This is a genomic window from Parapedobacter sp. 2B3 (genome assembly GCF_041925275.1).
Taxonomy (GTDB): Bacteria; Bacteroidota; Bacteroidia; order Sphingobacteriales; family Sphingobacteriaceae; genus Parapedobacter; species Parapedobacter pyrenivorans_A.
Window position 1 is genome coordinate 45,732 of the sequence record NZ_JBHEUZ010000016.1, and the last position, 23,786, is coordinate 69,517.

The window sequence follows — 23,786 nt, forward strand, 5'->3', positions numbered from 1 at the left end:
TACCCGATGGATAGCATAAAACAACAGTTGGTACAGGCACGCCACGCGAAGAAAGCGATGAGCATGCTGACATTGCCCCAGAAAAAACAGCTTCTGCAAGCTATTTCCGAGGTATTGGTGGCCCACAAGGACGCCATTATCGACCAGAATAAAAAGGACCTGGACCGCATGGACCCGCAAGATCCGAAGTACGATCGGCTAATGCTTACTGGTGAACGGATCCAAGCATTGGCCGGCAGTGTAATCGACGTAGCCAACCTGGAAGACCCGACCGGGAAGATACTGCTCCAAAAAACGCTTGGAAATGGCCTGCAAATCGAAAAGCGGTCGGTAGCGCTCGGGGTGGTGGGCGTCATTTACGAATCACGGCCCAACGTGACGGTCGACGTGGTGGCTCTCTGCATCCAATCGGGCAATGTATGCCTGCTGCGCGGCGGCTCGGATGCTTGGTTTACCAACAGCTACCTCGTCTCACTCATCCGACAAGCCATCGAGGCAGCCGACATCAATCCCAACATCGTGCAGCTGCTCCCTACCGCCCGCGAGCTGATGGGCGAACTCCTCACCGCCAAGGACCATGTGGATATCTTGATTCCCCGTGGATCGCAGGCACTGATTGACTATGTGAGGGACCATGCCAAAGTACCGGTCATCGAGACCGGCGCCGGCGTATGCCACACGTACGTGGATGAAACCGCCGATCTCGATAAAGCTGCCCGCATCGTTGCCAACGCCAAGATATCGCGTCCGTCGGTCTGCAATGCGCTGGATACCGTACTGGTGGACCAACAGGTTGCCGGCCCGTTACTCACCAAACTGGCTCCCTATTTTGCTGCACATCAGGTGGAGGTCCACGCCGATCCGCAGGCCTTCCAGCGGCTCGACGAAGTGGGCTACCCCCACTTGCGGCACGCCACAGCGGATGATTTCGGCAGGGAGTTCCTGGATTTGAAATGTTCCATCAAGGTCGTGGAGGGATTGGAGGAAGCGCTGGATCATATTGCGGATTACTCTTCCAAGCATTCCGAATGCATTGTTTCTACCAATACGGCACATATCGATGCGTTTTTGCAAACCGTAGATGCCGCCGCCGTGTATGCGAATGCATCTACCCGCTTTACCGATGGCGGCGAGTTCGGCTTGGGTGCAGAAATAGGCATTTCAACCCAAAAGCTCCATGCACGGGGCCCATTTGCGTTGGAGAAACTCGTTACCGAAAAATGGCTGGTGATGGGCGACGGTCAAATCCGGTAAACCGGAGGCCGATCGATGGCGCGGTATCCTAGCCCATTCCACAAACCGCCCACTTCAGCACGAATAGGGGCCGTCACATCGGATTGCCCCTGCGCCTTACCCTTATCGAAAGGGGATTTGCACATCAATCAATAACAATGGGATTGCGGCTCGTTTGTATTCCAGCATGCTTTCTAAGTCCTCTGACGGAGAAACGAGCAGGAGTAAAAACTCGCTTCTTTGCTGCTGATAAGGTGGTGTTTAGTGGAGTAGGCTGTTTTTTCTGTGGCCGCTGGTCTAAAATTTCTTCGATCATGTCAATGTTAAGATTATGTAAATGTATCGTACCTAATATGTACTGCAAAGGTACGCTTTACAACCTTACCATTTGTATGCTTAGTGTCATTATTACACACTTAATGATTGTTTTATATCAATATGATTTACAGCAATTTTATAGCGTCATTTAAAGGTGTATGAAGGAAACAAAAATGCAATTCAGCCCTTGTCTTCGTTCCAATAGTAACTATCAGGATATATCCTTTTCCCAAAGACCGCGGTACCGATTCTCAGGATGGTAGCACCTTCTGCGATGGCTATCTCCAAGTCATTGCTCATACCCATCGATAACTCTTTCATTTCTACGTTTGGAATTTTTGAAGCAATGATCTGTTGTTGGATGTCCTTAAGCAGGCGAAAACACCTACGCACGTTATGAGCTTCCGCACTCAACAAGCCGATGGTCATCAACCCTCTTACCTTCAGCGTGCCTAACTGGGCTATTTGTTTTACGATCGCTAGCGCATGGTCGGGGCTTACGCCAAATTTGCTTTCTTCAAATGACGTGTTTACTTGGATCAATACGTCGAGGGTTTTGTTTTCAAACTGTAGCCGTTGGTGTAGTTTTTCCGCCAAATCAAAGCGGTCAAGGGAATGGATGCAGGCGATGTTGTACTTTAAAAGGTCTTTGATTTTATTGGTTTGCAAATGCCCGATAAAATGATTGGTATGTGGAACAGCCTCTAAGGCTGCGAATTTTTCCTTGAGTTCCTGTACTTTGTTTTCAGCGATCAATGTGTAGCCTGCATTCAAGGCTGTTTTGATACGCTCGGAAGATACGGTTTTGGTTGCCAGCAATAATTTTACGTCGCTTGGATTTCGGTTGCTTTCATTGCAGGCTTTGCTTATCCGTTCTTTGATCAGCGAGAGATTGTGTAAAATTTCATTCATACCTCGGTTTTGTGTTCTGGACAATCAATTCGCAAATCCGCAACGTGCAGTTGATGGTTAAGTAATTTGCAGAAATGCCCTTTCCCTTCGTCTGATGATCGATAATAAGCGCACGACATACACATCCGATTAATGGTAATCACTTCGGAATTGTTTAAATGCCGTATGATGTTGAGTAAACTCAACAGCAAATTTTCTTTATCGTCTTCATGTAATTTGTCAATCGGTGTACGGATTTCTTTCGTGAACAGCGAGGTTTCATTGGCTATATCCTGCCCCTTTTTTGTTAGGTTGATAACATAGCTTCTTGTATCGTGTTGCTCATATTCTTTGGTTATCAAATCCTTTTGTTCCAAGGTTTTGATTGTGTCGCTAATCGTAGCTTTGGTCATATTAAATTCGTGTGCCAAATAACTTACTTTTCTTTTGCCTTCGCTGTGATAAAGCAAAAAAACCAACACCTGGACCTGAATAGGGCTTAAGGAAAATTTCTTGCTTTCCTGCCATAGCAACACGCGGAAAGCCTGGGCAATCCGTTCCAACGATGCCACTATTTTGCTTTCAATGCTGTTATTCTGATGCGCTAAATCAAAATCGGATTTGTTCATATTGTTTGGATGCAACGTTAATTCATTACCATGGTTGCCTGTAACACCTTTTAGCCGCAATTTTCCATTTCATAAATGAAATAGCCTTTTTGCCTGATTTCATTTTCCCAATGCGGCTCTACCGTTTCAATATGGCAAAACCTGCATTCCGCTGACGTAAGCGATTGCCCCTGCTGCCCTTTCATTTTGAGATATTCACGACCATAATTGTAAATTATGGATGCATCAACTATCTCTTTGGGTGCGATAATATCAAAGTGCATTACGATACCGTCCTTTTTTGTTACATACGTGTCCCAGACTGCTACCTGCATTTTTTATTGTATTGTATGTTTTAAAAATTAAAATGCCCCACAAAGTTAGAAAGCCTAACTAAAATGAAGGATTCTTTTTATTTCACGTTGTATGGTAAGGTCAAATTTTTGGATAAAACGCTAAAAATCGTACGACTGCCCAAACGATTTGCATTTATCCCAAGCGAACGAATTGAATTTCATTTTCTGATCTTTGAATGTTAACCAACAAAACCCAATAAGTTAGGATAACTAACTTATTGGGTTAAAAAAATTTCAACCTTTTACGTCAGCCATGGAAGCACCGAAGTTGATGTGCAACACATTTCCGTTTGGTGTAACCAACGCCGGAACAGATTTGACACCTGCTTTTTCTGCCTCCTCAATCCTACTCCGTACCTCGCCAATGTGAACTACTTCTACCTTGTCTGCACCGATGAGGTTGATAATGTCGTGCTCTGCGCTTACACAAACAGGGCACCCCGCGTGATAGAAAACTGATTTTGCCATTTTAAACTAACTTTATTGGTTCCGTAGCAATATTGCTTGGGCAAATATAGTTAGTTATCCTAACTAATACAAAGGAAATTTTCAACATTTGCTTTTCGGGTTCTTTCTACACCACGTTGAATGTTGAAATTTGGGGAATATGGAAATAAACAGGATAACCGTATTCTGTGGCTCCAGCTATGGAACCGAAAGGATATACGAAGAACAGGCTCTCCAACTGGGGAAAAAACTGGCGGCAGAAAATATAGAACTGGTGTATGGCGGTGCAAACGTAGGGTTGATGGGAAAGGTGGCAGATGGCGTAATCAACAACAAAGGAAGAGCTATTGGGGTATTACCACATTTTTTAAAGGATAAGGAAATAGCGCATAAAAATCTTACCGAACTCATCCTGGTCGAAACCATGCATCAAAGAAAAAAAAAGATGGACGAGCTTTCTGATGGGGTGATCGCGTTGCCCGGGGGATTCGGCACATTGGAAGAGCTTTTTGAAATGCTGACTTGGGCGCAACTGGGGCTTCACAAGAAACCGATCGCCGTACTGAATGTCAATGGCTTTTTTGACGAACTGCTGCTATTTATGAAGACAATGGTAAAAAAGGGATTTCTTAAGCAAATCAACTTTGATATGCTGATCGTGAGTGGAAACATACCCGGACTGCTGGAAAAGATGAAAAACTACAAAGCACCTGATGTGGGGAAATGGATAAGGAAGGATAACGTCTAACACAAACCATAATTGAACGATTAAGCGCTGTTAAAAGCCCCATAGAACCTACCCTAGGCTTCTTGGCGACGCATATCCGAGCATCATCCCCATTATAGTTGGAACAGCACTTGACTTGTTTACCATCTACTTTTAAAAAATTATCGCAAACGGAGGACTGACGTGCAAGGATAATTTGTATACTTGCAAACTCAACACAATAGGCAAAGCATGTAAAATAGCTTCTTTCAGGCAGAAAAAAAAGGACAACCGGTTGATACCCAACCCAACGTTTCATTGGCTCTATAGAAAGAAATCATGCTTATTGCACAAGACCTCTCATATACACATCCCAACAGAGATTTACTGTTTGAAAACATAAATTTCAAAGTAAACGACCACGAAAAAATAGCCCTGGTAGGAAATAACGGCATTGGTAAATCTACCTTTCTGAAAATCGCTGCAGGGCAATTAAGACCGTCAAACGGCCAAATACACCTGGCCGCAGAACCGTATTACGTTCCGCAAATTTTCGGGCAATTCAGTCAGTTGACGATTGCAAGTGCCTTGCGAATCGAAGACAAACTGAACGCTTTGAAGGAAATCCTGGACGGCAATACGAGCGAAGAAAATTTCAACTTGCTGGGGGACGATTGGACGATAGAGGACCGATGCAGAGAGGCGCTGAGTCAATGGCGAATGACCGGTTTGGATTTATCTCAAAAAATGACAGCATTAAGCGGCGGACAAAAAATGAAGGTTCTTCTCGCCGGAATTTCCATCCATCGACCTGAATTGGTGCTGTTGGACGAACCAAGCAATCACCTGGATACTTCGGGCAGACAACTTTTGTATGATTTTATTCATTCCACCAAAAGCACATTGATTGTGGTAAGCCACGATAGGACGTTGCTAAACCTGTTGGGCACCGTTTGCGAATTGGGCCGCCAAGGAATTAAAGTGTACGGCGGTAGCTACGATTTTTACAAAGAACAGAAACAAATTGAGAGCAATGCGTTGAGCCAAGACATCCACAGTAACGAGAAAGCATTGCGGAAAGCAAAGGAAAAAGAACGGGAAACGGCAGTACGGCAGCAAAAGCTGGACAGTCGTGGAAAAGGCAAACAAGAAAAAGCGGGGGTTTCCCGCATCATGATGAATACGTTAAGGAACAATGCTGAAAACAGCACGTCGAAACTCAAAAATGTCCATGCAGGCAAAATCAGCGGGATTTCGCAAAAACTACACGAATTGCGTGCATCCGTGCCTGACGCTGATAAAATGAAATTCGGGTTTCATGACACAGCCCTGCATAAAGGAAAAAATCTCTTCATAGCAACGGATATCAACGTTGTATACCATACAAAACCTGTTTGGAAAGATAACTTAACCCTTCAAATTACAAGTGGTGAACGCATTGCACTGAATGGTGCAAATGGCTCGGGAAAAACGACATTGATCAAATTGATTTTAGGGCATCTTGAAGCACAGACGGGAACCATTTATAGGGCAGACAAAAAAGCGGTTTACATCGACCAAGACTACTCCTTGCTTGACGACACATTGAAGGTTTATGAACAAGCCCAACAGTTCAACACGTCGGCTCTACAGGAACATGAAGTAAAAATAAGGCTGAACCGCTTTCTATTTGCACAAGAGGGTTGGGATAAACCTTGCTCTGCACTGAGCGGCGGCGAAAGGATGCGTTTGCTGCTTTGCTGTTTGACTATCGGCAACCAATCGCCCGACATGATCGTCTTGGACGAGCCGACCAATAACCTGGACATTCAGAATATTGACATCTTAACCGCCGCCATCAATGAGTATCAAGGTACGTTGGTCGTTGTTTCGCACGATGCGTATTTTCTGGAGGAAATAAATATAAACCGGACCCTAAAGCTTTAGGACAATGCTTAGCAAGTAATTAGGTATCATGATCGGCGTTAAAAGATGAGTGTGGGTATTTGTAATCCACCGGATTTCGCTATTTTAGGCCCGTTCCATTTTCAAGGAGGAGCCTATATTTATGAGCAAAAAATCAATTTTCATCAAAGACGGTGTAAATTACACCACCTCGTTCATGGCGATCAGCGTGCTGTTCCTCACCTGGGGCATTGCGCATGGCTTATTGGATACGCTTGACAAGAATTTCCAAGAACTCTTGCATTTGAAGAAATGGCAGTCTAGCTTTATCCAAGTTTCGCTCTACGGCGCCTACTTTTGCATGGCCATACCGGCAGGCCTGTATACAAAAAAATACGGCTATAAGAAAGGGATCATCTTTGGGTTGAGCCTTTTCGGCATCGGGGCGTTACTCGCGGCAGGCACAGCACCGTTACAGTCATTTGTACTTTTTTTATTCTGCTTGTTGGTGATCGGCGCAGGCCTAGCCACGTTAGAAACGGGTGCCAACCCCTACACCACCAAGTTGGGCCCACCCGAGTCCGCCGAAAGACGGATCAACATTGCACAGTCTTTCAACGGCTTTGCGTGGGTAATAGGTCCGTTGATCGCCTTATCTATTTATGGCAACCGCAGCCATGTGGAAGGCGAGAAAATGATCTCCATTATCCTCCCCTTTGCCATCATTGGATTATCCGTTCTTGCAATTGCCTTTGTTTTTTCAAGGCTAAAGCTACCTAAAATCGACGAGGAAGATTTAATGCATGCCCATGGGGCCGCGCCAACGCCGGGTGGCGACATGGAGATTTCGGATCCTTCGCACCCAGGTTATATCTCAAAGAAACCGTTGTGGCAAAACAGGCATTTCAAACTAGGGGTTGCTTCGCAGGCCTGTTATGTAGCAGCCCAAACCGGTGTTTTCAGCTACCTCATCAATTTTGTGACGGACCACGATATGCACCCGAACTTTGACGTGCAATACGGCCCTTATTTTTTATCGCTGGGCTTCTTTCTATTCATGATGGGCCGTTTTTCTGGCAGTGCATTGATGAGGTATTTTAAACCTTCACGCATGTTGGCCCTTTATGCACTCATGGTATGTGCCCTATTGCCCGTCATATCGTTAAAATTGGGATGGATTTCGTTCGTTTCCCTATACGGCGTGTTTTTTTTCATGTCCATCATGTTTCCCACCATATTTGCCCTGGCCATCAGAAGCCTGGGCACGCATACCAAGCAAGGAGCCTCCTTTTTGGTGATGGCTGTGGGTGGCGGAGCGGTCTTCCCGCCAATAATGGGTTATGTGGCCGACCTATACGGCATGGCGGCGGGCTTTTTCGTTCCCATCCCGCTATTTGCCTTCATTGCTTACTATGCCATCGAAGGGCACAGAATCAAGGCGTAATAAAAGACAGATCAGCGGTTGCCCACAACCAAAGGCAAAAAAAATGAGCAAAGGCACCCTTGCTCATTCTATTAGTCATGGAAGCCTTATCGGCTACTATTCACCTGTTTTCAGCTCCAAGTCGACCGTCTTCGAACCAGTAAGCGGTTTGATACCCATGCCCGGCGAATTGGTGTACTGTGCGTGGATGCGCAGTACGGTTTGCTTATCTCCTTCGCCAGCGGTTTTCGCAACAACGGCTCCGGTTGCCGGCAACGATTTGCGCTTGCCGGCTTCATCATCTGCCAGCGACATGATCCAGCGCACAATCTGGCGCGCTTCTGCTTCTTTCATATCCGGGTGGGCAGCCATGGCAACCTCGCCCCAAACACCGCTACCACCCTGCATGATTTTTTGGGTGAGGTAGGAAGAAGCGTCTTTCTGGTTGCGGTACTTCGAGGCAACCTGCATATACGAAGGGCCGATGCTCGGTTCGCCTATTTTGTGGCATGACTGGCAATCGGATGCCATCATCAAGCTCCGTCCCAAAACGATTTCAGACACCTGCTGATGGCCCAATGAAGCACCAGCCATATCCCGGCCAGTGATATAATCGATAGCCACCACAAGGTTCGCCGTGTCTATCGCCCGCCCATGGTCATCCACATTCACCGTGTAGCCGATCTGCTCGCCGGGGGTATAAAAGCCCGATGTGTTGGTGAGCACGATATCTACCACGGGGTTATCGTTGCCTGCATATACGGACACCGGATTGCTTTCCGCTTGCCCCTTCCCGTCCGATACCGTCACACTGATAGCGTATTCACCCCGGCTCTCCAAGGTATAGCTAAGCACGGGCTCACTGGTTTGGCGGGTAACATCGCCGATTTTCCACGTGTACGTAAGCCCATCATCTTCATAGTCCGTGGCGGCAACCGTGGCCTTTACCGTGAACGGCGTGGCTCCATTGGCCTTTTCTACCTCAATCTCGCCCACCTGGGGAGGAAGGTTACCGGCAATATAATCAATTCGCGAAATACCGGCATCCTCGTTCTTGGCAAACCATCCCCGACCGTACTCCAACACATAAATCTTACCGTCTTTGCCCACTTCCATATCAATGGGGTTGGCAAAAGAAGCGCCTTCCGCAAACGGTTCCATCTTATCGAAATCGCCATTGGGCAAGAGGGTAACCGCTTTGACCCATCCACGAATCCAATCATATATAATCAACTTGCCATCGTAATAGTCGGGATAACGCGTCTCCTTGGGGAACATATCCGTATAATACACCGGGCCGGCCATGGCGTTGCGACCACCGGTACCCACTTGTGGGAACTGGGGCGATGCTGCATAAGGATACCAGATAAATGCGGGTTGTGCCGGTGGCAGTATTTGCAAACCCGTATTGTTGGGCGAATTATTCGCAGGGCTTGCCGGGTCGAATGGCTCACCAAACTCGCCTGTGGCGTAGTTGAACGATCGATACGCATAATTATCGCCAATAAATAGCGGCCACCCGAAGAATCCGGCCTTGCGGGCCTGGTTAACCTCATCGTACCCGCGCGGACCGCGCGTCGCCAAGCTATCATTGGCCGCATCGGGTCCTACTTCGCCCCAATAGAGGAATCCTGTTTTCTGGTCAACGGAAATCCGGTACGGATTGCGGTTGCCCATCACATAAATCTCGGGACGGGTCTTCGCTGTCCCTTCGGCAAACAGATTGCCTTCGGGTATCGTGTAGCTACCGTCGGCCTGCACGTCGATACGGAGAATTTTGCCCCGTAGGTCATTGGTATTCCCGGATGACCGGCGTACGTCATACTGCTCGTATCCGGGCCGGCCGTCCAAAGGCGCAAAACCATGGCTTTTGTACTTCGACGGATCCGGTTGATCAAAAGGCGTGGAATTGTCGCCGGTAGACAGATATAGCAGCCCATCGCCGCCAAACGCAATGGATCCACCGGTATGGCAGCATATCTGGCGTTGCGAATAGAACTGAAGGATGATTTTTTCCGATGCCATATCGAGTTTACCGTCATCATACACGAACCGCGACAAACGATTTACCGACGTGTCTACCGGGCTATAGAAAGCGTACAGATATTTGTTCGTTTCGTACTCCGGGTCTAACGCCAAGCCCATGAACCCTTCCTCAGCATTTACATTGGGCACCCCCGATTGGTGGTATACATCAAGAAAGCCTACTTGTTTCACCGTTTGGCTATCTTGCTGGAAAAGCATCAGCTCGCCACGGCGCTGAGCCACCAGGATATCGTAATTGGGCAGTATTGCCATTTCTGTAGGTTCGAAAAGCTCCCCTGTAACGAGTTGCTTCTTTACAAACCGCTGCGGATTGGGCGGAAGCTGTGTTTTTGCTTTGCTGTAATTAAGTTTTAGGTTTTTGCCCACGGCATACTGGATACCACCCAATATCATCTTGAGGTGCAGCGAATCACTGAAAGACGCTTCGGAGTGCCCTAGGGCTGTATAGAACGAACGCCCGCCATCATACTCATGGTACCACACCATCGGATGGTCGTCGCCATTGTCGCCGCCTTGGTAGCTATCTTCGTCAATCGTAACCAACACGTTGGTTTCCGAACTGAGATTTTTGAAATTATACCATTCGTCATCGTAGCGGAAAGTACTTGGAAGGCCGTCCGTAGCCGGATGAAGGGAATCGACCACATGAAAGGTGGCTTCCTGCGGATGCGGATGGCCTTTGAAGTAGCCACCCACCAGCCTGCCAAACCAGCCCCAGTCGTACTCGGTGTCTGACGCGGCGTGGATGCCCACAAAACCGCCCCCTGCCTGGATATACCGCTCAAAGGCGGCTTCTTGATAATGGTTAAGGACATCGCCGGTAGTACTAAGGAAGATAACGGCCGAATAGTGCTGGAGACTATCATCATTGAACCACTCCGCATTGGTGGTCGTATCAATCGCATACCCGTTTTCGCCGGCAAGCTTGATCAGTGCCGCATTGCCCGCCGGGATAGACTCATGGTAGAAGGCAGCCGTTTTGCTGAATACCAACAGCCGGGGCTTACCACTGCGCTTATTGCAGGAATAACTGGCAAACAATAGGATAGCCGACAAGAAAAATAACAAAGATTTCGTGATACCTCGGTGATTAATTCTTTCCATATTAGGGTTCAATTACATATTGGATTGCAAAAATGACAAATTTTACCATAATATCGTGATAAATATTAAATTGGTTTAGTAAGTTTCCCAATACAAACGCAAAGCATATGCGACAGAACACAAATTCCCAATTCTTTACAGATTTTGACGGTTATTTCACCGCCAAGGAAAAAATGACCGTGAATGGAGGGTAAGTTGGAAGACAACGATGATTTGGCATTGGTGATGGCCTGGCCGGATCAGACGGCGCGTGGCGATGAACGATGGATGGCCATACTTAAACAACTCGGCATTGTAAAAAACCTGAACTTCAAAGTGGGCCATGCCGCGATTGTGTTGATATGCCGCCAAACGGGGGCCTTGGCCTATTTCGATTTCGGCAGGTACATAACACCACGTGGATATGGCCGCGCACGCTCCGTTGAATCCGACCCCAGGCTGGCGTTAGAAACCGAAGCCGCTGTCGACCACAACAGTCATATTGCCAATTTGGATGCGATTTTGGATGAATTGCAGCAAATAGAGGAGGCTACCCACGGGGGCGGGCGATTATTTTTTTCCGTCGCCAAAGGCTTGTCTTATACCGCAGCCAGCCGATTTGCACAGCAACTCGTGGAGAAAGGCCCAATAAAATACGGCGCCGTCGCCACCGGTAACAACAGCTGCTCACGTTTCGTGGCCCAGGTACTGTTGGCAGGCTTTGGAAACCAGCACCCCGCACGGATGCGGATTGGATTGCCCGAAAGCATCAAACCCAGTCCGATGAGCAACGTCGTAAACGCCTCAACTGACCGGACGGTCTACTGCTACCACAAAGGTAAGTTGGAAACCCTACGGATGAACCGTTGGCAATCGTTAGGCTTTCAACTGGACCAACTGCTGCACAACGTCTCGGCAGCCAAGTCCAAAAACCTGCCCTGCGACCGCGAGCCGGGCAACATAGCTGAACCCGAAAGACCGGCCAGGGTACCCGTTGCGGCACAGTGGTTGGGCGGTATCGGTGAAGGCGCTTGGTTTATCCTCGAACGGGATACAGACCGCGATACGCTGTTGGTAATCAAGTATGCCAGCAACGGACGTGAAGAGTACCGGGTCGCGTGCGCCGCCGATCACCCCGTAAACCCGGACATGCCATACCTATTTACGTACCAATGCCACCACAAACGCCATACGGTAACGCAGTACGGCAAGGAAATTGTACTGGAAACAACGGAAAAGCCAAATAAACAGGCAAAGACAGCATAGCAATCAACACAAAGGAAACACACAATAATATGGAGTTAACTATTTTAAAATCAAAAATCCACACGGTTAAAGTAACGGAAGCGAATGTAGCATATAACGGGTCTATAACCGTAGACGCCGACTTGTTGGATGCAGCTAAAATAAAGAAGTACGAGCAGGTCTACATCAATAATGCCATCAATGGAAGCCGCATTATGACCTATGTGCTTCCCGGCAAGCGCGGAAGCGGCGAAGTATGCATGAATGGCGGTGCAGCACTCCACGCCAAAGTGGGCGACACCGTTCACATCCTTAGTTTCTTCAAAGTAACCGAAGAGGAGGCCGACAGCTATCAACCGGTATTGGTATTTACCAAAGACAACAACCAGATAGACAAGATAGACAAGTACACCTATTGATAATGAGATGAAAGGATGAGGGGTGATGATTTTTCTGAGCCCCTCCTTTATTCCTCCTTCAGCCTACCGCCCCCCAAGCCCTCCATTTTTACACCGCTACCGTTTGCATATCAACGCTTCTTTGAGTAAGTTTGGTTGATTTAATTCACCAATTGCCATTCAGGACAGTACAGGATGCTGTTTCATCACAAAAAAAGTAGCATTGTAATCTCCAAATAGCGGCTGTAGATGTTACCCAGCCCGATTATAACACTTAGATAATAGCATGCGAATCAATGCAAACGTCAATAAATTGATTAAATCAATGAGCGTTAAACATAGCATAGGCGGTCGATTCAAACCCTTGGTTTTTGCTGGTATGGTGGCTATGGCCAGTTGTGCCTACCAATGCAGTGCGCCCACGGCACCCCCTCTGGCACTGCGGCAGGGCGACCACATCATCCTGGTGGGCAACAACCTCGGATCGCGCATGATGGACTACGGCTACTTTGAAACCGAGCTGCATCTGCGCTACCCCGACAGCCTGCTGTACATCCGCAATATGTGCGACGGCGGCAACACGCCCGGCTTCCGGCCCCATTCGGGGCGCCCCTCCCCATGGGCTTTCCCTGGCGCCGATACGCTGCAGTCTGACACGACGCTGCTGAACGACCCCGATATGCAGGGCCACTGGGAAATGCCCGATGAGTGGCTGGCCCGGCACAAGGCCGATATCATTATCGCGTTTTTCGGTTACGTTGAATCCTTCCGTGGCGAAGCGGGGGTGCAGCGCTACCGGGAGGAACTCGACGCATTCATCAAGCATACCCTCCAACAGCATTACAACGGCCACACGCCGCCCCGGCTTGCCATCGTCTCTCCCATCGCCTTCGAAGACCGCTCGGCAGACTACGACCTGCCAAACGGCACGGAGGAAAACAAGCGCCTAGCGATGTATACCGAAGCGATGGCGGAAGTAGCCCATAGCAACGGTGTCCTTTTCGTCAACATGTACGGTCCTTTCAGCAAACTATTCCGCCGCAGCGACAGCCCGCTCACCATCGACGGTGCGCAGCTCAATGATGCGGGATACCGGCAATTCTCTACCCAGCTGGCGGATGCCGTATTCGGCCCAAAGAAACAGGTGGACGACGCCCACCGCGGGCTCGTCAACGATGCGGTGATGGAAAAGAACTGGCTCTGGTTCCAAGATTTCAAGCACCCCAATGGCGTGCAGGCCTTCGGGCGCCGGTACGATCCATTCGGCCCAGACAACTATCCTGCCGAATTTACCAAGATACGTGAGATGACCGCCATCCGTGATGAAGCCATCTGGAAAGCGGCCCAAGGGATACGGATGAACCTAGACAGTGCCGACGCGACCACCACGGTACTGCCCAAGGTGGAGACCAACTACCTGACCCGCAACGCCAACGCCCCCCTGCCGAGGTACCTGTACGGAACGGAGGCACTTGCGGAGTTTCACATGGCACCGGGCTATGAAATAAGCCTGTTCGCCTCGGAGCAGGAATTTCCCGACCTCCAGAAGCCCGTACAGCTCACCTTCGACAACCTGGGCCGCCTATGGGTCGCCACCATGCCCTCCTACCCGCACTGGAAACCGGGCGATCCCAAACCTACCGACAAACTGCTCATATTGGAAGATACAGACAACGACGGCAAAGCCGACAAACAGACCGTCTTTGCCGATGGCCTGCACCTTCCCATGGGTTTCGAGCTAGCCCCGGAAGGCGTTTATGTATCGCAGGGGACGAATATGGTACTCCTTTCGGATACGGACGGCGACGATAAAGCCGATAAGCGGGAGGTCCTGCTAAGCGGCTTCGACGACCACGATACGCACCACGCCCACCACGCCTATACGAGCGATCCCTCCGGCGCCATCTACATGGGGCAAGGGGTATTCCTGCTGAGCGACATCGAAACGCCCTACGGGCCGGTGCGCGGCACCAACGGTGGCTTCTTCCGTTATAACCCCGCACGCCGCAAACTGGAATACACCGCTCAGCTCTCCATCCCCAACCCCTGGGGCATTGCCTTCGATGATTGGGGGCAAAACTTCTACGCCGAAACTTCGGGGCCGGATGTGACCTGGATGATGCCGGGATCGCTCAGCCCGGTTTATGGCAAAGCCAATCCGAAGGGCCGCAACCTAATCGAGGATGCCCATCGCGTGCGGCCCACTTCGGGCCTGGAGTTCGTATCGAGCCGCCACTTCCCCGATGAGGTGCAGGGCGACATGCTTATCAACAACACCATCGGCTTCCTGGGCATGAAACAGCATGCAATGGCCGAAGACGGGACGGGCTATAGCAGCCACCACCGCCAGGACCTCATGCGGTCGGACGACCCGAACTTCCGGCCCGTCGATATGGAGTTCGCGCCGGATGGCTCCTTGTATGTAGTTGATTGGCACAACGTGCTGATTGGCCACATGCAGCACAACCAACGCGATCCGCTACGCGACCATACCCATGGCCGCATATACCGGATCACGTACCCATCGCGGCCATTGGTGAAACCAGCCACCATCGCCGGTGCCGACATCGCAGCGCTATTGGATAACCTAACGCTGCCCGAATACCGTACCCGCTACCGTACCCGGCGCGAACTGCGCGGCCGCGATGCCGGCGAGGTGCTTAAGCAGCTCAGCCATTGGCTGGACAAGCTGGACCGGAACGATGCCCGCTATGAGCACCATCTGTTGGAGGGGCTTTGGGTGAGCTGGGGGCTCAACCGCGTTGACCAGCCCCTGCTGCGCAGATTGCTACATGCCAACGACCATCGCGTACGCGCGGCGGCCGTGCGGGTGTTGCGCTACACAGGGCATCAAGTAAATGACCAGGCCGCACTGCTGCGGGAAGCTGCTGCCGACCCGCACGGGCGGGTGCGCTTGGAAGCCATCGTGGCAGCCTCCTGGCTCGACAAGGACAAAACAACACCGATATTGGAGGAAGCCGCCAAACACCCCATAGACAGTTGGATGGCCGGTGCCTACCAGACCGCAGCGGCCCGCATCGGAGCCCCCGCCGCACAGACCGGAACCACGCAGGCCGAAGCCGCCGGCACGGACCTGAAAGGGGCCGACCTCGCCCGCTATAAACAGGGCCAGCTGATTTTCCAACGCGAAGGTTTCTGCATCACATGCCACCAGGCGGACGGTAAAGGGCTACCCGCCTCCGGGTTCCCGCCGCTTGCGGGCACCCGATGGGTGCTGGATGATGACGTTCGCCTCATCAAGCTCACGCTGAACGGTCTGCATGGTCCCATTGAGGTGCTGGGTGAAAAATACCCCGGCCAAGTGCCCATGACACCCTTCGGCGGCCTGCTTGACGACGAAGGGGTGGCCGCCGTGCTCACCTACGTGAAAAACTCGTTCGGCAACACGGGTACGCCCATCAGTCCGGAGCAGGTGAAGGCTGTCCGCGCCGCAATCGCCGGTAAGAAAGGATTCTACTCGCCCGACGAACTGCTTGCGGAACACCCGCTGAAATAGCGGTCTCCTTGGCAGCCCATGGACGAGCCGTGGGCTGCCTGGACCGGTTATTCAGGACAGTACAGGATGAAATTTTACGATAAACATAGTAGCATTGTGGACACCAGTTAGCTATTATTTTATGTTGCCCAATACCAAGTACGATACTAAAATGACATTGCCGGCCACGCGAAAGCCCTTCACGGACATAAAATCCGAAACGAGCCCTTTCCTTCGGAAGAATCGGACTTCCCGCATTCAGGTCGCAAATTATTCGAATTAGTAACAGCTCGCTAGCCGCTTGCCACCTTCAAGGTATTTGTTACACGTATTCTTCATGCTAAACAGATATATGCAAACATTCATTAAAAAGAAAACAGGCCTCGTAACCGCATGTGCCGCTTTGTTGTGCGCAATGGCGTGCCAAACAGAAAACACCGAAAAAGAACCCGTTGCCAAAAAACCGAAAGTGGAAAAAATAACGGTAGCGAATGATTTTGTTGTCGAACACCTCTACAGCCCCTCCGAGAATAAAAAAGGATCGTGGGTGGCCATGACATTCGACGACAAAGGGCGGATGATCGTGTCTGACCAATATGGTGCCTTATATCGCTTGGAAATGCCCGAAATCGGTTCCGACACACTTACCAGCGCGCCCCAGCAACTTGTTTTTCCCGAAGACCAATGGGAAAACGACAGTACCCAAACCAAAATGGGAATGGGATACGCCCAAGGACTTCTTTGGGCATTCAATAGCCTGTATGTGGTGGTAAACCATAACGGCGGCTCCAACTTGGAGAAAAGCAGTGGCCTATACCGACTGAGGGATACGGATAACGACGATCAGTTTGACGAAATAACCCAATTGAAGACATTCGACGGCCACAGCGGTGAACATGGTCCACACAGCATCGTCCTTGCGCCGGACGGGCAGTCGCTCTATCTCGTGTTGGGCAACCATGTGAATGTACCCCAAATGGACAGCTACTTGCTCCCTTCCAATTGGAACGAAGACAACCTTTTGCAACGGATAACAGACCCGCGCGGGCACGCCACGGACCGGATGGCTCCGGGTGGCTTTATCGTCAAGACAGATTCCCTCGGGAAAAACTGGCAGTTCGTGGCCGGCGGGTTCCGCAACACCTTCGATATCACGTTTAACAACGATGGAGAGCTCTTCGCCTATGACTCGGATATGGAATGGGATTTCGGCATGCCCTGGTACCGCCCCACACGTCTATTACACGTTACCAAAGGAGCCGAATTTGGCTGGCGCACGGGAAATTCAAAATGGGCAACTTACTACCCCGACAACCTCCCTTCCTTGCTCAACATTGGCCAGGGATCGCCAACCAACCTGATGGATGGTGGGAAAGCCAAATTCCCGGACAACTACCGCAACAGCCTGTTTGCATTTGACTGGAGCTTCGGCATCATCTACTCCGTACATCTAAAGCAGCAAGGTGCCTCATATACCGTATCGGCCGAAGAATTCCTCTCCGGTGTACCCTTACCGCTTACCGATGGCGAAATCGGACCGGATGGTGCACTCTACTTCCTTACCGGTGGACGGCGGCTCGATTCAGACCTCTATCGCGTATCTTACAAAAACCGCGATAAGGTTCGTGCGGAACCGACGAAAGAAAATGAGATCACCGACGAGATGGCCATCCGAAGAAAGATTGAAAACCACCTCGACCATGCCCCGGACTCGAACATCGTAAACGAGGTATGGCCGTACCTAAACCACAACGATCGCCATGTTCGCTATGCCGCCACCGCTGTGCTGATGCAGCAGCCCGTTACCGTATGGGGTAAGAAAGCTTTCCGCGAAAAGAACATCCGAACAGTGACCCATGCCATGTTGGCCATGGCCAAGACAGACGACTCCATACTCCAGCCAATCATATTCCGCAAATTGATGACCATCAATTTCGGCCGGATATCGAAAGAGAACAAAATTGCCCTGCTACGTGCCGTGGAGGTGGCACTATACCGGATGGGGAATGTAGAACCTGCCATCACCAATCGATTAGCAGCTTATTTCTCTGACCATTACCCGGCCAATGACAACGCACTCAATCGGGAACTCAGCAAGATACTCATCCATATCGAAGCGCCCTATGCCGCCGAACGGACAGTCGCCCTCCTCGAAAATAGCGAAGATGATTCGACGACCACCCAATCAACGTTGACGAGTTCCGCAGACTTGATTTTACGGAACCCCGATTATGGGATGACGATTGCCAATACGTTGGCCAAAACCCCACCGGCCCAGCAAATCTATTTTGCCACGGCATTGAGTAAAGCCTCCGCGGGATGGACGCCGGAATTATACGAGCGTTACTTCAGCTGGTTCCATGATGCCTTTGGCTATAATGGGGGCAACAGCTATGTGGGTTTTGTAGATGCTGCACGGAAAAGAGCACTGGAAAAAGTGCCAGACGACCAACGCGAACACTACAACGTCATTTCCGGCGATTCGCTATTGACCGAATCGGGTAAAGACCTATTCGTCGATATCGTCCCGCCGAAGGGCCCCGGCAGAAATTGGAAAATCGAGGATGCCTTGAAAACCATCGAAGAGGACGAAACAAACGGAACCCGTAGCTTTGAAAACGGAAAATCGCTGTTTGCAGCCGTAAGGTGTGCTTCCTGCCATACCGTACAGGGCGAAGGGGGTGCCATAGGTCCCGACCTTACCCAATTGGGTACCCGATTTTCAGTACGGGACATGCTGACGGCTATCATCAAACCCGGTGATGTGATTTCCGACCAGTATGGCAGCAAGGTGTTCGTACTCAAGGACGGTACGTCCATAATGGGCAGATTAATCAGCGAGGATGACCGTAACTATTCGGTATCGCAAAACCCCTATGCACCGCAAGAGCTGAGGGAAATACCGAAGAAAGAAGTAACAGAAGTCAAGGAATCCACGATTTCGATCATGCCCCCGGGCACATTAAATGTGTTGAACCCCGAGGAGCTCAAAGACCTCATGGCCTATTTGATGGCTGGTGGCAACGAAGATAATCCGGTTTACAAAAAATGATAATGGGTGGCGGCGTAACAGATTGGACAGAAAAAATATCGAATCCGATACAGGTGGGTGGCATCGAAACCGCGGTACTTGATAACGGAACGGGAAGAGGGACGCGGGTTGCCTGGATAAATACCGGTGCAGGGCTCCGGTACAAAGTGGTGATAGACCGTGGAATGGACATAGCCGATGCCCATTTCAACGCCCATGGCCTGGCTTGGATAAGCCATGTTGGCATAACGGCTCCCACACTCCGCCCCTATCGCGGCATCGAGTGGCTCCATGCATTCGGTGGCGGCTTACTGACCACCTGCGGCCTCGACCACGTGGGTGGACCGGAGGCTGATTCGTACGGGGAGCGGGGGCTCCACAGTCAGTACAGTGGCATTCCGGCAACGGTCGAGTCCATCATCCAACCCGACCCCGCTGCAGGCCGGCTCGACATGCAGATTACCGGAGTGGTGAAGCAATCCCAACCCCTTGGTACACAACTCACCCTGCGGCGCACCATTTCAGGCAAGTTGGGCGAAGCCGTCCTCCGCATAGACGACGTGGTTACCAACGAAGGGAATACACCGGCACCGCATATGTTGCTCTACCATATGAACCTCGGGTGGCCGTTAGTAGACGAAGGCGTCGATATCGGTTGGCAAGGCCCTTGGACATCGCGCGAAGGAAATGAAAAGGCGAAGATTTTTAAGGAAGGATTGCCATTTAAAAAGGGTAAAAAACCATTGGAAGATCATATCGGCGGTGGTGAGGAGGCCGCGTTCGTTGACATAGCAAAAGATGCCGACGGCCTATGCCACTGCGGGGTACACAACCCCCGATTGGGAATCGCGTTGGATATCGCCTTCGAAAAAAAACAACTACCTTGGATGACCAATTGGCAGCACTGGGGGCCCGGAGAGTATGTGCTGGGATTGGAACCGGGCACCCACCCACCCATTGGACAGGCACAAGCGCGGCGCGACGGGAGCTTGATCATGCTTCAACCTAACGAACGGAGACATTATGGGATAACCGTTAGGGTACTCAATAACTCGGATCATATCGCTACGTTTCTAAAAAAAACCGGTATGGCAGCAAACAGCAAATAGCAAATAGCAAATAGCAAAAAACAACAAATTATGAATACGAAACAGTTAATTCGAGATGCATTTGATTCCGGTTCGGGCATATTACGGCTGGCCCCCACGTGGGTACCACGCTCCTTTTGCGTGCCAGGGCGGCGCATCAAACTTCATCCCGATGATTATTATGTACTCGGCGGGGTCCGCGGCGGCATAGACGAACGCTGGCTATCGTCCACCACCCCGGCAGAAAACGGACCACTTACCGGCGAACACGAAGGGTTGAGCCAAGTGGTTTACGAAAACGATGGAAAAACGGCGCAGTTCCTGCTCCGTGATGCCGTAGACGAGCTAAAGGGCGAGTTGATTGGATCGCGGATATGGGACGAACACGGCAGCTGGCCCATGTATTCCAAATTTTTTGACAACATGGGTCCCCTGCCCCACCATGTGCACCATAACGATGAGAAAGCAGCGCTTGTGGGTCAAAAAGGGAAACCCGAAGCCTACTATTTTCCGCCGCAACTGAATAACCACGGGGGCGACTACCCTTATACGTTCATCGGTTTGGCCCCCGGTACCACCAAGGAGCAGATACGCGAATGCCTGGAGAACTTTACCAAAGGCGACAACAAGATTACCAATTACTCGCAGGCTTACCGCTTGGAGCCCGGTACGGGGTGGGATGTTCCTCCTGGCCTGCTGCATGCACCCGGCAGCCTGTGCACCTATGAGCCTCAGAAAGCATCAGACGTATTCGCCATGTACCAGTCGCTGGTCAACGAAGCCATCATCCCCGAGGAACTCCTGTGGAAATGTACGCCCGAAGACCGGCTGGGCGACTTTGATGAATTGATTGATGTGCTCGATTGGGACCTCAACCTCGACCCCAATACGATGCAAAACCGATTTATGCCCCCCCTGTCTGTACGCAGTGAGGCAGAAATGAATGCTGCCGGCTACTCGGAAAAATGGATATGCTACAAATCGGATGCATTCAGTGCCAAAGAACTGACCGTATTCCCGGGTGCCACGGTAACCATCCACGATGCGGCTGCCTACGGCATGATCATGATGCAGGGACACGGTAAAATGGGCGTGTGGGATATCGAGACGCCCGCGCTGATCCGCTACGGACAGCTCACCTATGACGAGTACTTCGTGAGCGAACCGGCAGCACAAGCTGGAGTCAAGATTACAAACTTGTCGAAAACCGACCCCATCGTGATGCTGAAACATTTCGGACCGGGGAATCCCGACTTAGTGATATCGTAACAAGGTGGCAACAGACAACTTCCCTTTATATGCAACGTGATTATATTGCATCTAAAAGCAAACTTAACGTAGCGGTTTCATTGATGCCAAAAAAGCAAACAAGCTATCAATAATTTATCTAAGTTTACCTTTCAATAATAAATAGAAGATATGGACGCAACGAACAGCTTTCCGAAATTACACAACGCCACTTGGCCGGGCATCGTGGGCAAGGGGCCCGACTCAGAACCTGTTATCCCCTTCGATGATTTGCTCGCCTACACCGCAGCAGCGGAAGTGGAGGGCATTAAATTCGACGGAGTCGATATCGGGTTACTGGAGCCGCACGTAGACATCAATGGCGGTGCTGATGAAGTGAAGCGCCTGGCCGATAAAGTAGGTGGCTACGGGCTGAACATCGGTTCGCTCGTAGCCCCGATTTGGGCCGGCTCGGCCATGGGTAGCGAAGAAAGCCGGAAAACATTTGTTGAAATGGTACGGAAAGCCTGCCAATTCGGCCAGCGGCTGCGCGACCAGGGCATCCGCCCGTACGGCGTTGTACGCATCGACTCCTCATGCTCGCCCGCGGCGTGGGCGGAAGACCCTGCTGGCAACACCCAGATTATTGCAGAAACCTTTAGGGCCGCATGTGATGTGGCAGCGGACTACGGCGAACAACTCGCTGCAGAGGGCGAAATATGCTGGGGCGGTATGCAGAGCTGGCGTGCCATGCTCGATACCCTCGAAGCCGTAGACCGGCCGAACATCGGCTTCCAGGCCGACATGTCGCACACGTTCCTCTACCTGCTAGGGTATAACAAACCGGAAGACCGCATCCTTCCTGCGGATTTTGAATGGAGCGACCGCGACACACTTACCGAAGGACTGAAAACGCTGACCCGCGCACTGCGCCCGTGGACCATCGACTTCCACGTAGCACAGAACGACGGTACGGTATTCGGATCGGGCTCGCACGACAAAACCGGACGCCATTGCCTACCCAATGATCCAAACGGGAAACTACACATCGCTACAGATGCCGGCCATTGGCTAAGGGACGAGCATGGGCAACTAACCAAAAAGTTCAATCATATCTGCTGGGATGGTTGCATGTTTCCGAATGCCATATTAAACAAGCAAGAAACGTGGAACGATATACTGGCCGCATTGGTAAGTGTGCGCAATGCCCACGGATGGTAAAAAAATAATGTAAAGCAATGCAAAGCAAACTAATCGTTTCCTTTTGTTCGTTTGTGGCCTTATGGCTCGGTTTCATCTGCTGTGCAGGTGAAACCACTTCCAAATCCGAACAACAGCCCCAACCATCGGAACAGTGGGTCACCTACACGGGTGGTGCCGGGCCGGGAAAAGGCAAACAGATCGTGCTGATAAGCGGCGACGAGGAGTACCGCTCGGAAGAGGCCCTGCCCATGCTGGCGCAAATCCTCGCCAGCCGGTTGGGATTTACCTGTACCGTGTTGTTTTCCCTCGACCCCGAAACCGGTGAGATAGACCCCAATCAGCAAGCTAACATTCCCGGGCTCCAAGCCTTGGAAAATGCAGACCTCATGATCATCTTCACCCGGTTCCGAGAGCTCCCGCAGGAACAAATGCACTACATCGACGACTACCTCACGGCAGGGAAACCCGTCATCGGCCTGCGTACCGCCACCCACGCTTTCCATTATACCAGAAACAAGGAAGACCAATACGCCAAGTATGATTTCCAAAGCAATGTGCCGGGCTGGGAAAACGGTTTCGGCAGCCTCGTGCTTGGCGAGACGTGGGTAAGCCACCACGGCAACCATGGCAGCGAAGGAACAAGGGCCGTCATCAACGATGCCCATGCCACACACCCCATTCTGAAGGGCGTTGAAGATATCTGGGGCCCTACCGATGTATATACCGTAGGGCCACTGGACGATGCGACCGTATTACTGTATGGACAGTCTACCAGCGGAATGAGCGCAGATGCACCGATCAACACTGAAAAGGAGATGCTACCCATCGCCTGGACAAGGACATACCAGCTGCCGGGCGGAAAAGAAGGAAAAGCGTTTACGACGACGATGGGGGCCTCGGTAGACCTCCAAAGTACGGACTTGCGGCGATTGCTCGTGAATGCCTGCTTTTGGGCCACCGGGTTGGAAAAGGCGATATCCGAGCAGGTCGATGTATCGGTCGTTTCACCTTATACCCCCACCATGTTTGGGTTTGACGGCTTCAAGCGTGGGCAATTTCCAGCAGACTTCCGTAGGGTCGCAGATTGAAGATGATAAAAGTGG

The 23,786-nt window shown here is 50.9% G+C and carries 17 protein-coding genes; 12 read left to right on the forward strand and 5 right to left on the reverse strand.

Going from position 1 to position 23,786, the window contains the following annotated elements; all coding sequences use genetic code 11:
* Positions 1-6: 6 nt before the first annotated feature.
* Entirely contained in the window at positions 7-1,254 is a 1,248-nt protein-coding gene (locus tag ACEVG1_RS16705) for a glutamate-5-semialdehyde dehydrogenase (protein ID WP_374744863.1), read from the forward strand.
* Positions 1,255-1,731: 477 nt separating this feature from the next.
* Here ACEVG1_RS16705 and ACEVG1_RS16710 read toward each other — a convergent pair whose 3' ends face one another.
* The 4 genes from ACEVG1_RS16710 to ACEVG1_RS16725 all read right to left on the reverse strand — a co-directional run bounded on the left by ACEVG1_RS16710 (position 1,732) and on the right by ACEVG1_RS16725 (position 3,874).
* Complete coding sequence (locus ACEVG1_RS16710; protein WP_374744864.1) at positions 1,732-2,463, reverse strand: YggS family pyridoxal phosphate-dependent enzyme; 732 nt, start codon at positions 2,461-2,463, stop codon at positions 1,732-1,734.
* A complete protein-coding gene (locus tag ACEVG1_RS16715) occupies positions 2,460-3,071 on the reverse strand; it encodes a MarR family winged helix-turn-helix transcriptional regulator (protein ID WP_374744865.1) in 612 nt (203 codons plus the stop codon). Before ACEVG1_RS16715 ends, ACEVG1_RS16710 begins: the two co-directional genes overlap by 4 nt.
* Before the next feature lie 50 nt (positions 3,072-3,121).
* Positions 3,122-3,385: a DUF2024 family protein gene (locus tag ACEVG1_RS16720; protein WP_374744866.1), complete on the reverse strand. Its 264-nt coding sequence runs from the start codon at positions 3,383-3,385 to the stop codon at positions 3,122-3,124.
* 255 nt (positions 3,386-3,640) lie between these two features.
* A complete protein-coding gene (locus ACEVG1_RS16725; protein ID WP_374744867.1) occupies positions 3,641-3,874 on the reverse strand; it encodes a thioredoxin family protein in 234 nt (77 codons plus the stop codon).
* Positions 3,875-4,013: 139 nt separating this feature from the next.
* Here ACEVG1_RS16725 and ACEVG1_RS16730 point away from each other — a divergent pair, with 139 nt between their 5' ends.
* From ACEVG1_RS16730 to ACEVG1_RS16740, 3 genes are all read left to right on the forward strand, one after another.
* Complete coding sequence (locus ACEVG1_RS16730; protein ID WP_374744868.1) at positions 4,014-4,601, forward strand: TIGR00730 family Rossman fold protein; 588 nt, start codon at positions 4,014-4,016, stop codon at positions 4,599-4,601.
* A 297-nt stretch (positions 4,602-4,898) separates the two neighbouring features.
* A complete protein-coding gene (locus tag ACEVG1_RS16735; RefSeq protein ID WP_374744869.1) occupies positions 4,899-6,485 on the forward strand; it encodes an ABC-F family ATP-binding cassette domain-containing protein in 1,587 nt (528 codons plus the stop codon).
* 121 nt (positions 6,486-6,606) lie between these two features.
* Positions 6,607-7,887, forward strand: a complete 1,281-nt coding sequence (locus ACEVG1_RS16740) for a sugar MFS transporter (protein ID WP_374744870.1) — start codon at positions 6,607-6,609, stop codon at positions 7,885-7,887.
* A 96-nt stretch (positions 7,888-7,983) separates the two neighbouring features.
* On the opposite strand, the gene ACEVG1_RS16745 is transcribed toward ACEVG1_RS16740, so the two are convergent.
* A complete protein-coding gene (locus tag ACEVG1_RS16745) occupies positions 7,984-11,016 on the reverse strand; it encodes a ThuA domain-containing protein (protein ID WP_374744871.1) in 3,033 nt (1,010 codons plus the stop codon).
* A gap of 183 nt (positions 11,017-11,199) precedes the next feature.
* Here ACEVG1_RS16745 and ACEVG1_RS16750 point away from each other — a divergent pair, with 183 nt between their 5' ends.
* From ACEVG1_RS16750 to ACEVG1_RS16785, 8 genes are all read left to right on the forward strand, one after another.
* Positions 11,200-12,261 (forward strand): DUF6695 family protein, encoded by a 1,062-nt coding sequence (locus ACEVG1_RS16750; RefSeq protein ID WP_374744872.1) that lies wholly within the window; start codon positions 11,200-11,202, stop codon positions 12,259-12,261.
* 29 nt (positions 12,262-12,290) lie between these two features.
* Complete coding sequence (panD, locus tag ACEVG1_RS16755) at positions 12,291-12,659, forward strand: aspartate 1-decarboxylase (RefSeq protein WP_374744873.1); 369 nt, start codon at positions 12,291-12,293, stop codon at positions 12,657-12,659.
* A gap of 304 nt (positions 12,660-12,963) precedes the next feature.
* Entirely contained in the window at positions 12,964-16,155 is a 3,192-nt protein-coding gene (locus tag ACEVG1_RS16760; protein ID WP_374744874.1) for a PVC-type heme-binding CxxCH protein, read from the forward strand.
* 331 nt (positions 16,156-16,486) lie between these two features.
* Positions 16,487-19,186 (forward strand): c-type cytochrome, encoded by a 2,700-nt coding sequence (locus tag ACEVG1_RS16765; RefSeq protein ID WP_374744875.1) that lies wholly within the window; start codon positions 16,487-16,489, stop codon positions 19,184-19,186.
* Between the two features lie 2 nt (positions 19,187-19,188).
* Complete coding sequence (locus ACEVG1_RS16770; RefSeq protein ID WP_374744876.1) at positions 19,189-20,274, forward strand: aldose 1-epimerase family protein; 1,086 nt, start codon at positions 19,189-19,191, stop codon at positions 20,272-20,274.
* Positions 20,275-20,304: 30 nt separating this feature from the next.
* Positions 20,305-21,522 (forward strand): hypothetical protein, encoded by a 1,218-nt coding sequence (locus ACEVG1_RS16775; RefSeq protein WP_374744877.1) that lies wholly within the window; start codon positions 20,305-20,307, stop codon positions 21,520-21,522.
* A gap of 150 nt (positions 21,523-21,672) precedes the next feature.
* Complete coding sequence (locus ACEVG1_RS16780; protein WP_374744878.1) at positions 21,673-22,701, forward strand: sugar phosphate isomerase/epimerase family protein; 1,029 nt, start codon at positions 21,673-21,675, stop codon at positions 22,699-22,701.
* A 17-nt stretch (positions 22,702-22,718) separates the two neighbouring features.
* Positions 22,719-23,771 (forward strand): ThuA domain-containing protein, encoded by a 1,053-nt coding sequence (locus ACEVG1_RS16785; RefSeq protein WP_374744879.1) that lies wholly within the window; start codon positions 22,719-22,721, stop codon positions 23,769-23,771.
* The last annotated feature ends 15 nt before the right edge of the window (positions 23,772-23,786 follow it).

Excerpts from the sequence above, each read along its gene's own strand:
- ACEVG1_RS16705 (WP_374744863.1), top strand. The coding sequence starts at position 7 with ATGGATAGCATAAAACAACAGTTGGTACAGGCACGCCACGCGAAGAAA.
- ACEVG1_RS16710 (WP_374744864.1), bottom strand. The coding sequence starts at position 2,463 with ATGAATGAAATTTTACACAATCTCTCGCTGATCAAAGAACGGATAAGC.
- ACEVG1_RS16715 (WP_374744865.1), bottom strand. The coding sequence starts at position 3,071 with ATGAACAAATCCGATTTTGATTTAGCGCATCAGAATAACAGCATTGAA.
- ACEVG1_RS16720 (WP_374744866.1), bottom strand. The coding sequence starts at position 3,385 with ATGCAGGTAGCAGTCTGGGACACGTATGTAACAAAAAAGGACGGTATC.
- ACEVG1_RS16725 (WP_374744867.1), bottom strand. The coding sequence starts at position 3,874 with ATGGCAAAATCAGTTTTCTATCACGCGGGGTGCCCTGTTTGTGTAAGC.
- ACEVG1_RS16730 (WP_374744868.1), top strand. The coding sequence starts at position 4,014 with ATGGAAATAAACAGGATAACCGTATTCTGTGGCTCCAGCTATGGAACC.
- ACEVG1_RS16735 (WP_374744869.1), top strand. The coding sequence starts at position 4,899 with ATGCTTATTGCACAAGACCTCTCATATACACATCCCAACAGAGATTTA.
- ACEVG1_RS16740 (WP_374744870.1), top strand. The coding sequence starts at position 6,607 with ATGAGCAAAAAATCAATTTTCATCAAAGACGGTGTAAATTACACCACC.
- ACEVG1_RS16745 (WP_374744871.1), bottom strand. The coding sequence starts at position 11,016 with ATGGAAAGAATTAATCACCGAGGTATCACGAAATCTTTGTTATTTTTC.
- ACEVG1_RS16750 (WP_374744872.1), top strand. The coding sequence starts at position 11,200 with ATGGAGGGTAAGTTGGAAGACAACGATGATTTGGCATTGGTGATGGCC.
- panD (WP_374744873.1), top strand. The coding sequence starts at position 12,291 with ATGGAGTTAACTATTTTAAAATCAAAAATCCACACGGTTAAAGTAACG.
- ACEVG1_RS16760 (WP_374744874.1), top strand. The coding sequence starts at position 12,964 with ATGAGCGTTAAACATAGCATAGGCGGTCGATTCAAACCCTTGGTTTTT.
- ACEVG1_RS16765 (WP_374744875.1), top strand. The coding sequence starts at position 16,487 with ATGCAAACATTCATTAAAAAGAAAACAGGCCTCGTAACCGCATGTGCC.
- ACEVG1_RS16770 (WP_374744876.1), top strand. The coding sequence starts at position 19,189 with ATGGGTGGCGGCGTAACAGATTGGACAGAAAAAATATCGAATCCGATA.
- ACEVG1_RS16775 (WP_374744877.1), top strand. The coding sequence starts at position 20,305 with ATGAATACGAAACAGTTAATTCGAGATGCATTTGATTCCGGTTCGGGC.
- ACEVG1_RS16780 (WP_374744878.1), top strand. The coding sequence starts at position 21,673 with ATGGACGCAACGAACAGCTTTCCGAAATTACACAACGCCACTTGGCCG.
- ACEVG1_RS16785 (WP_374744879.1), top strand. The coding sequence starts at position 22,719 with ATGCAAAGCAAACTAATCGTTTCCTTTTGTTCGTTTGTGGCCTTATGG.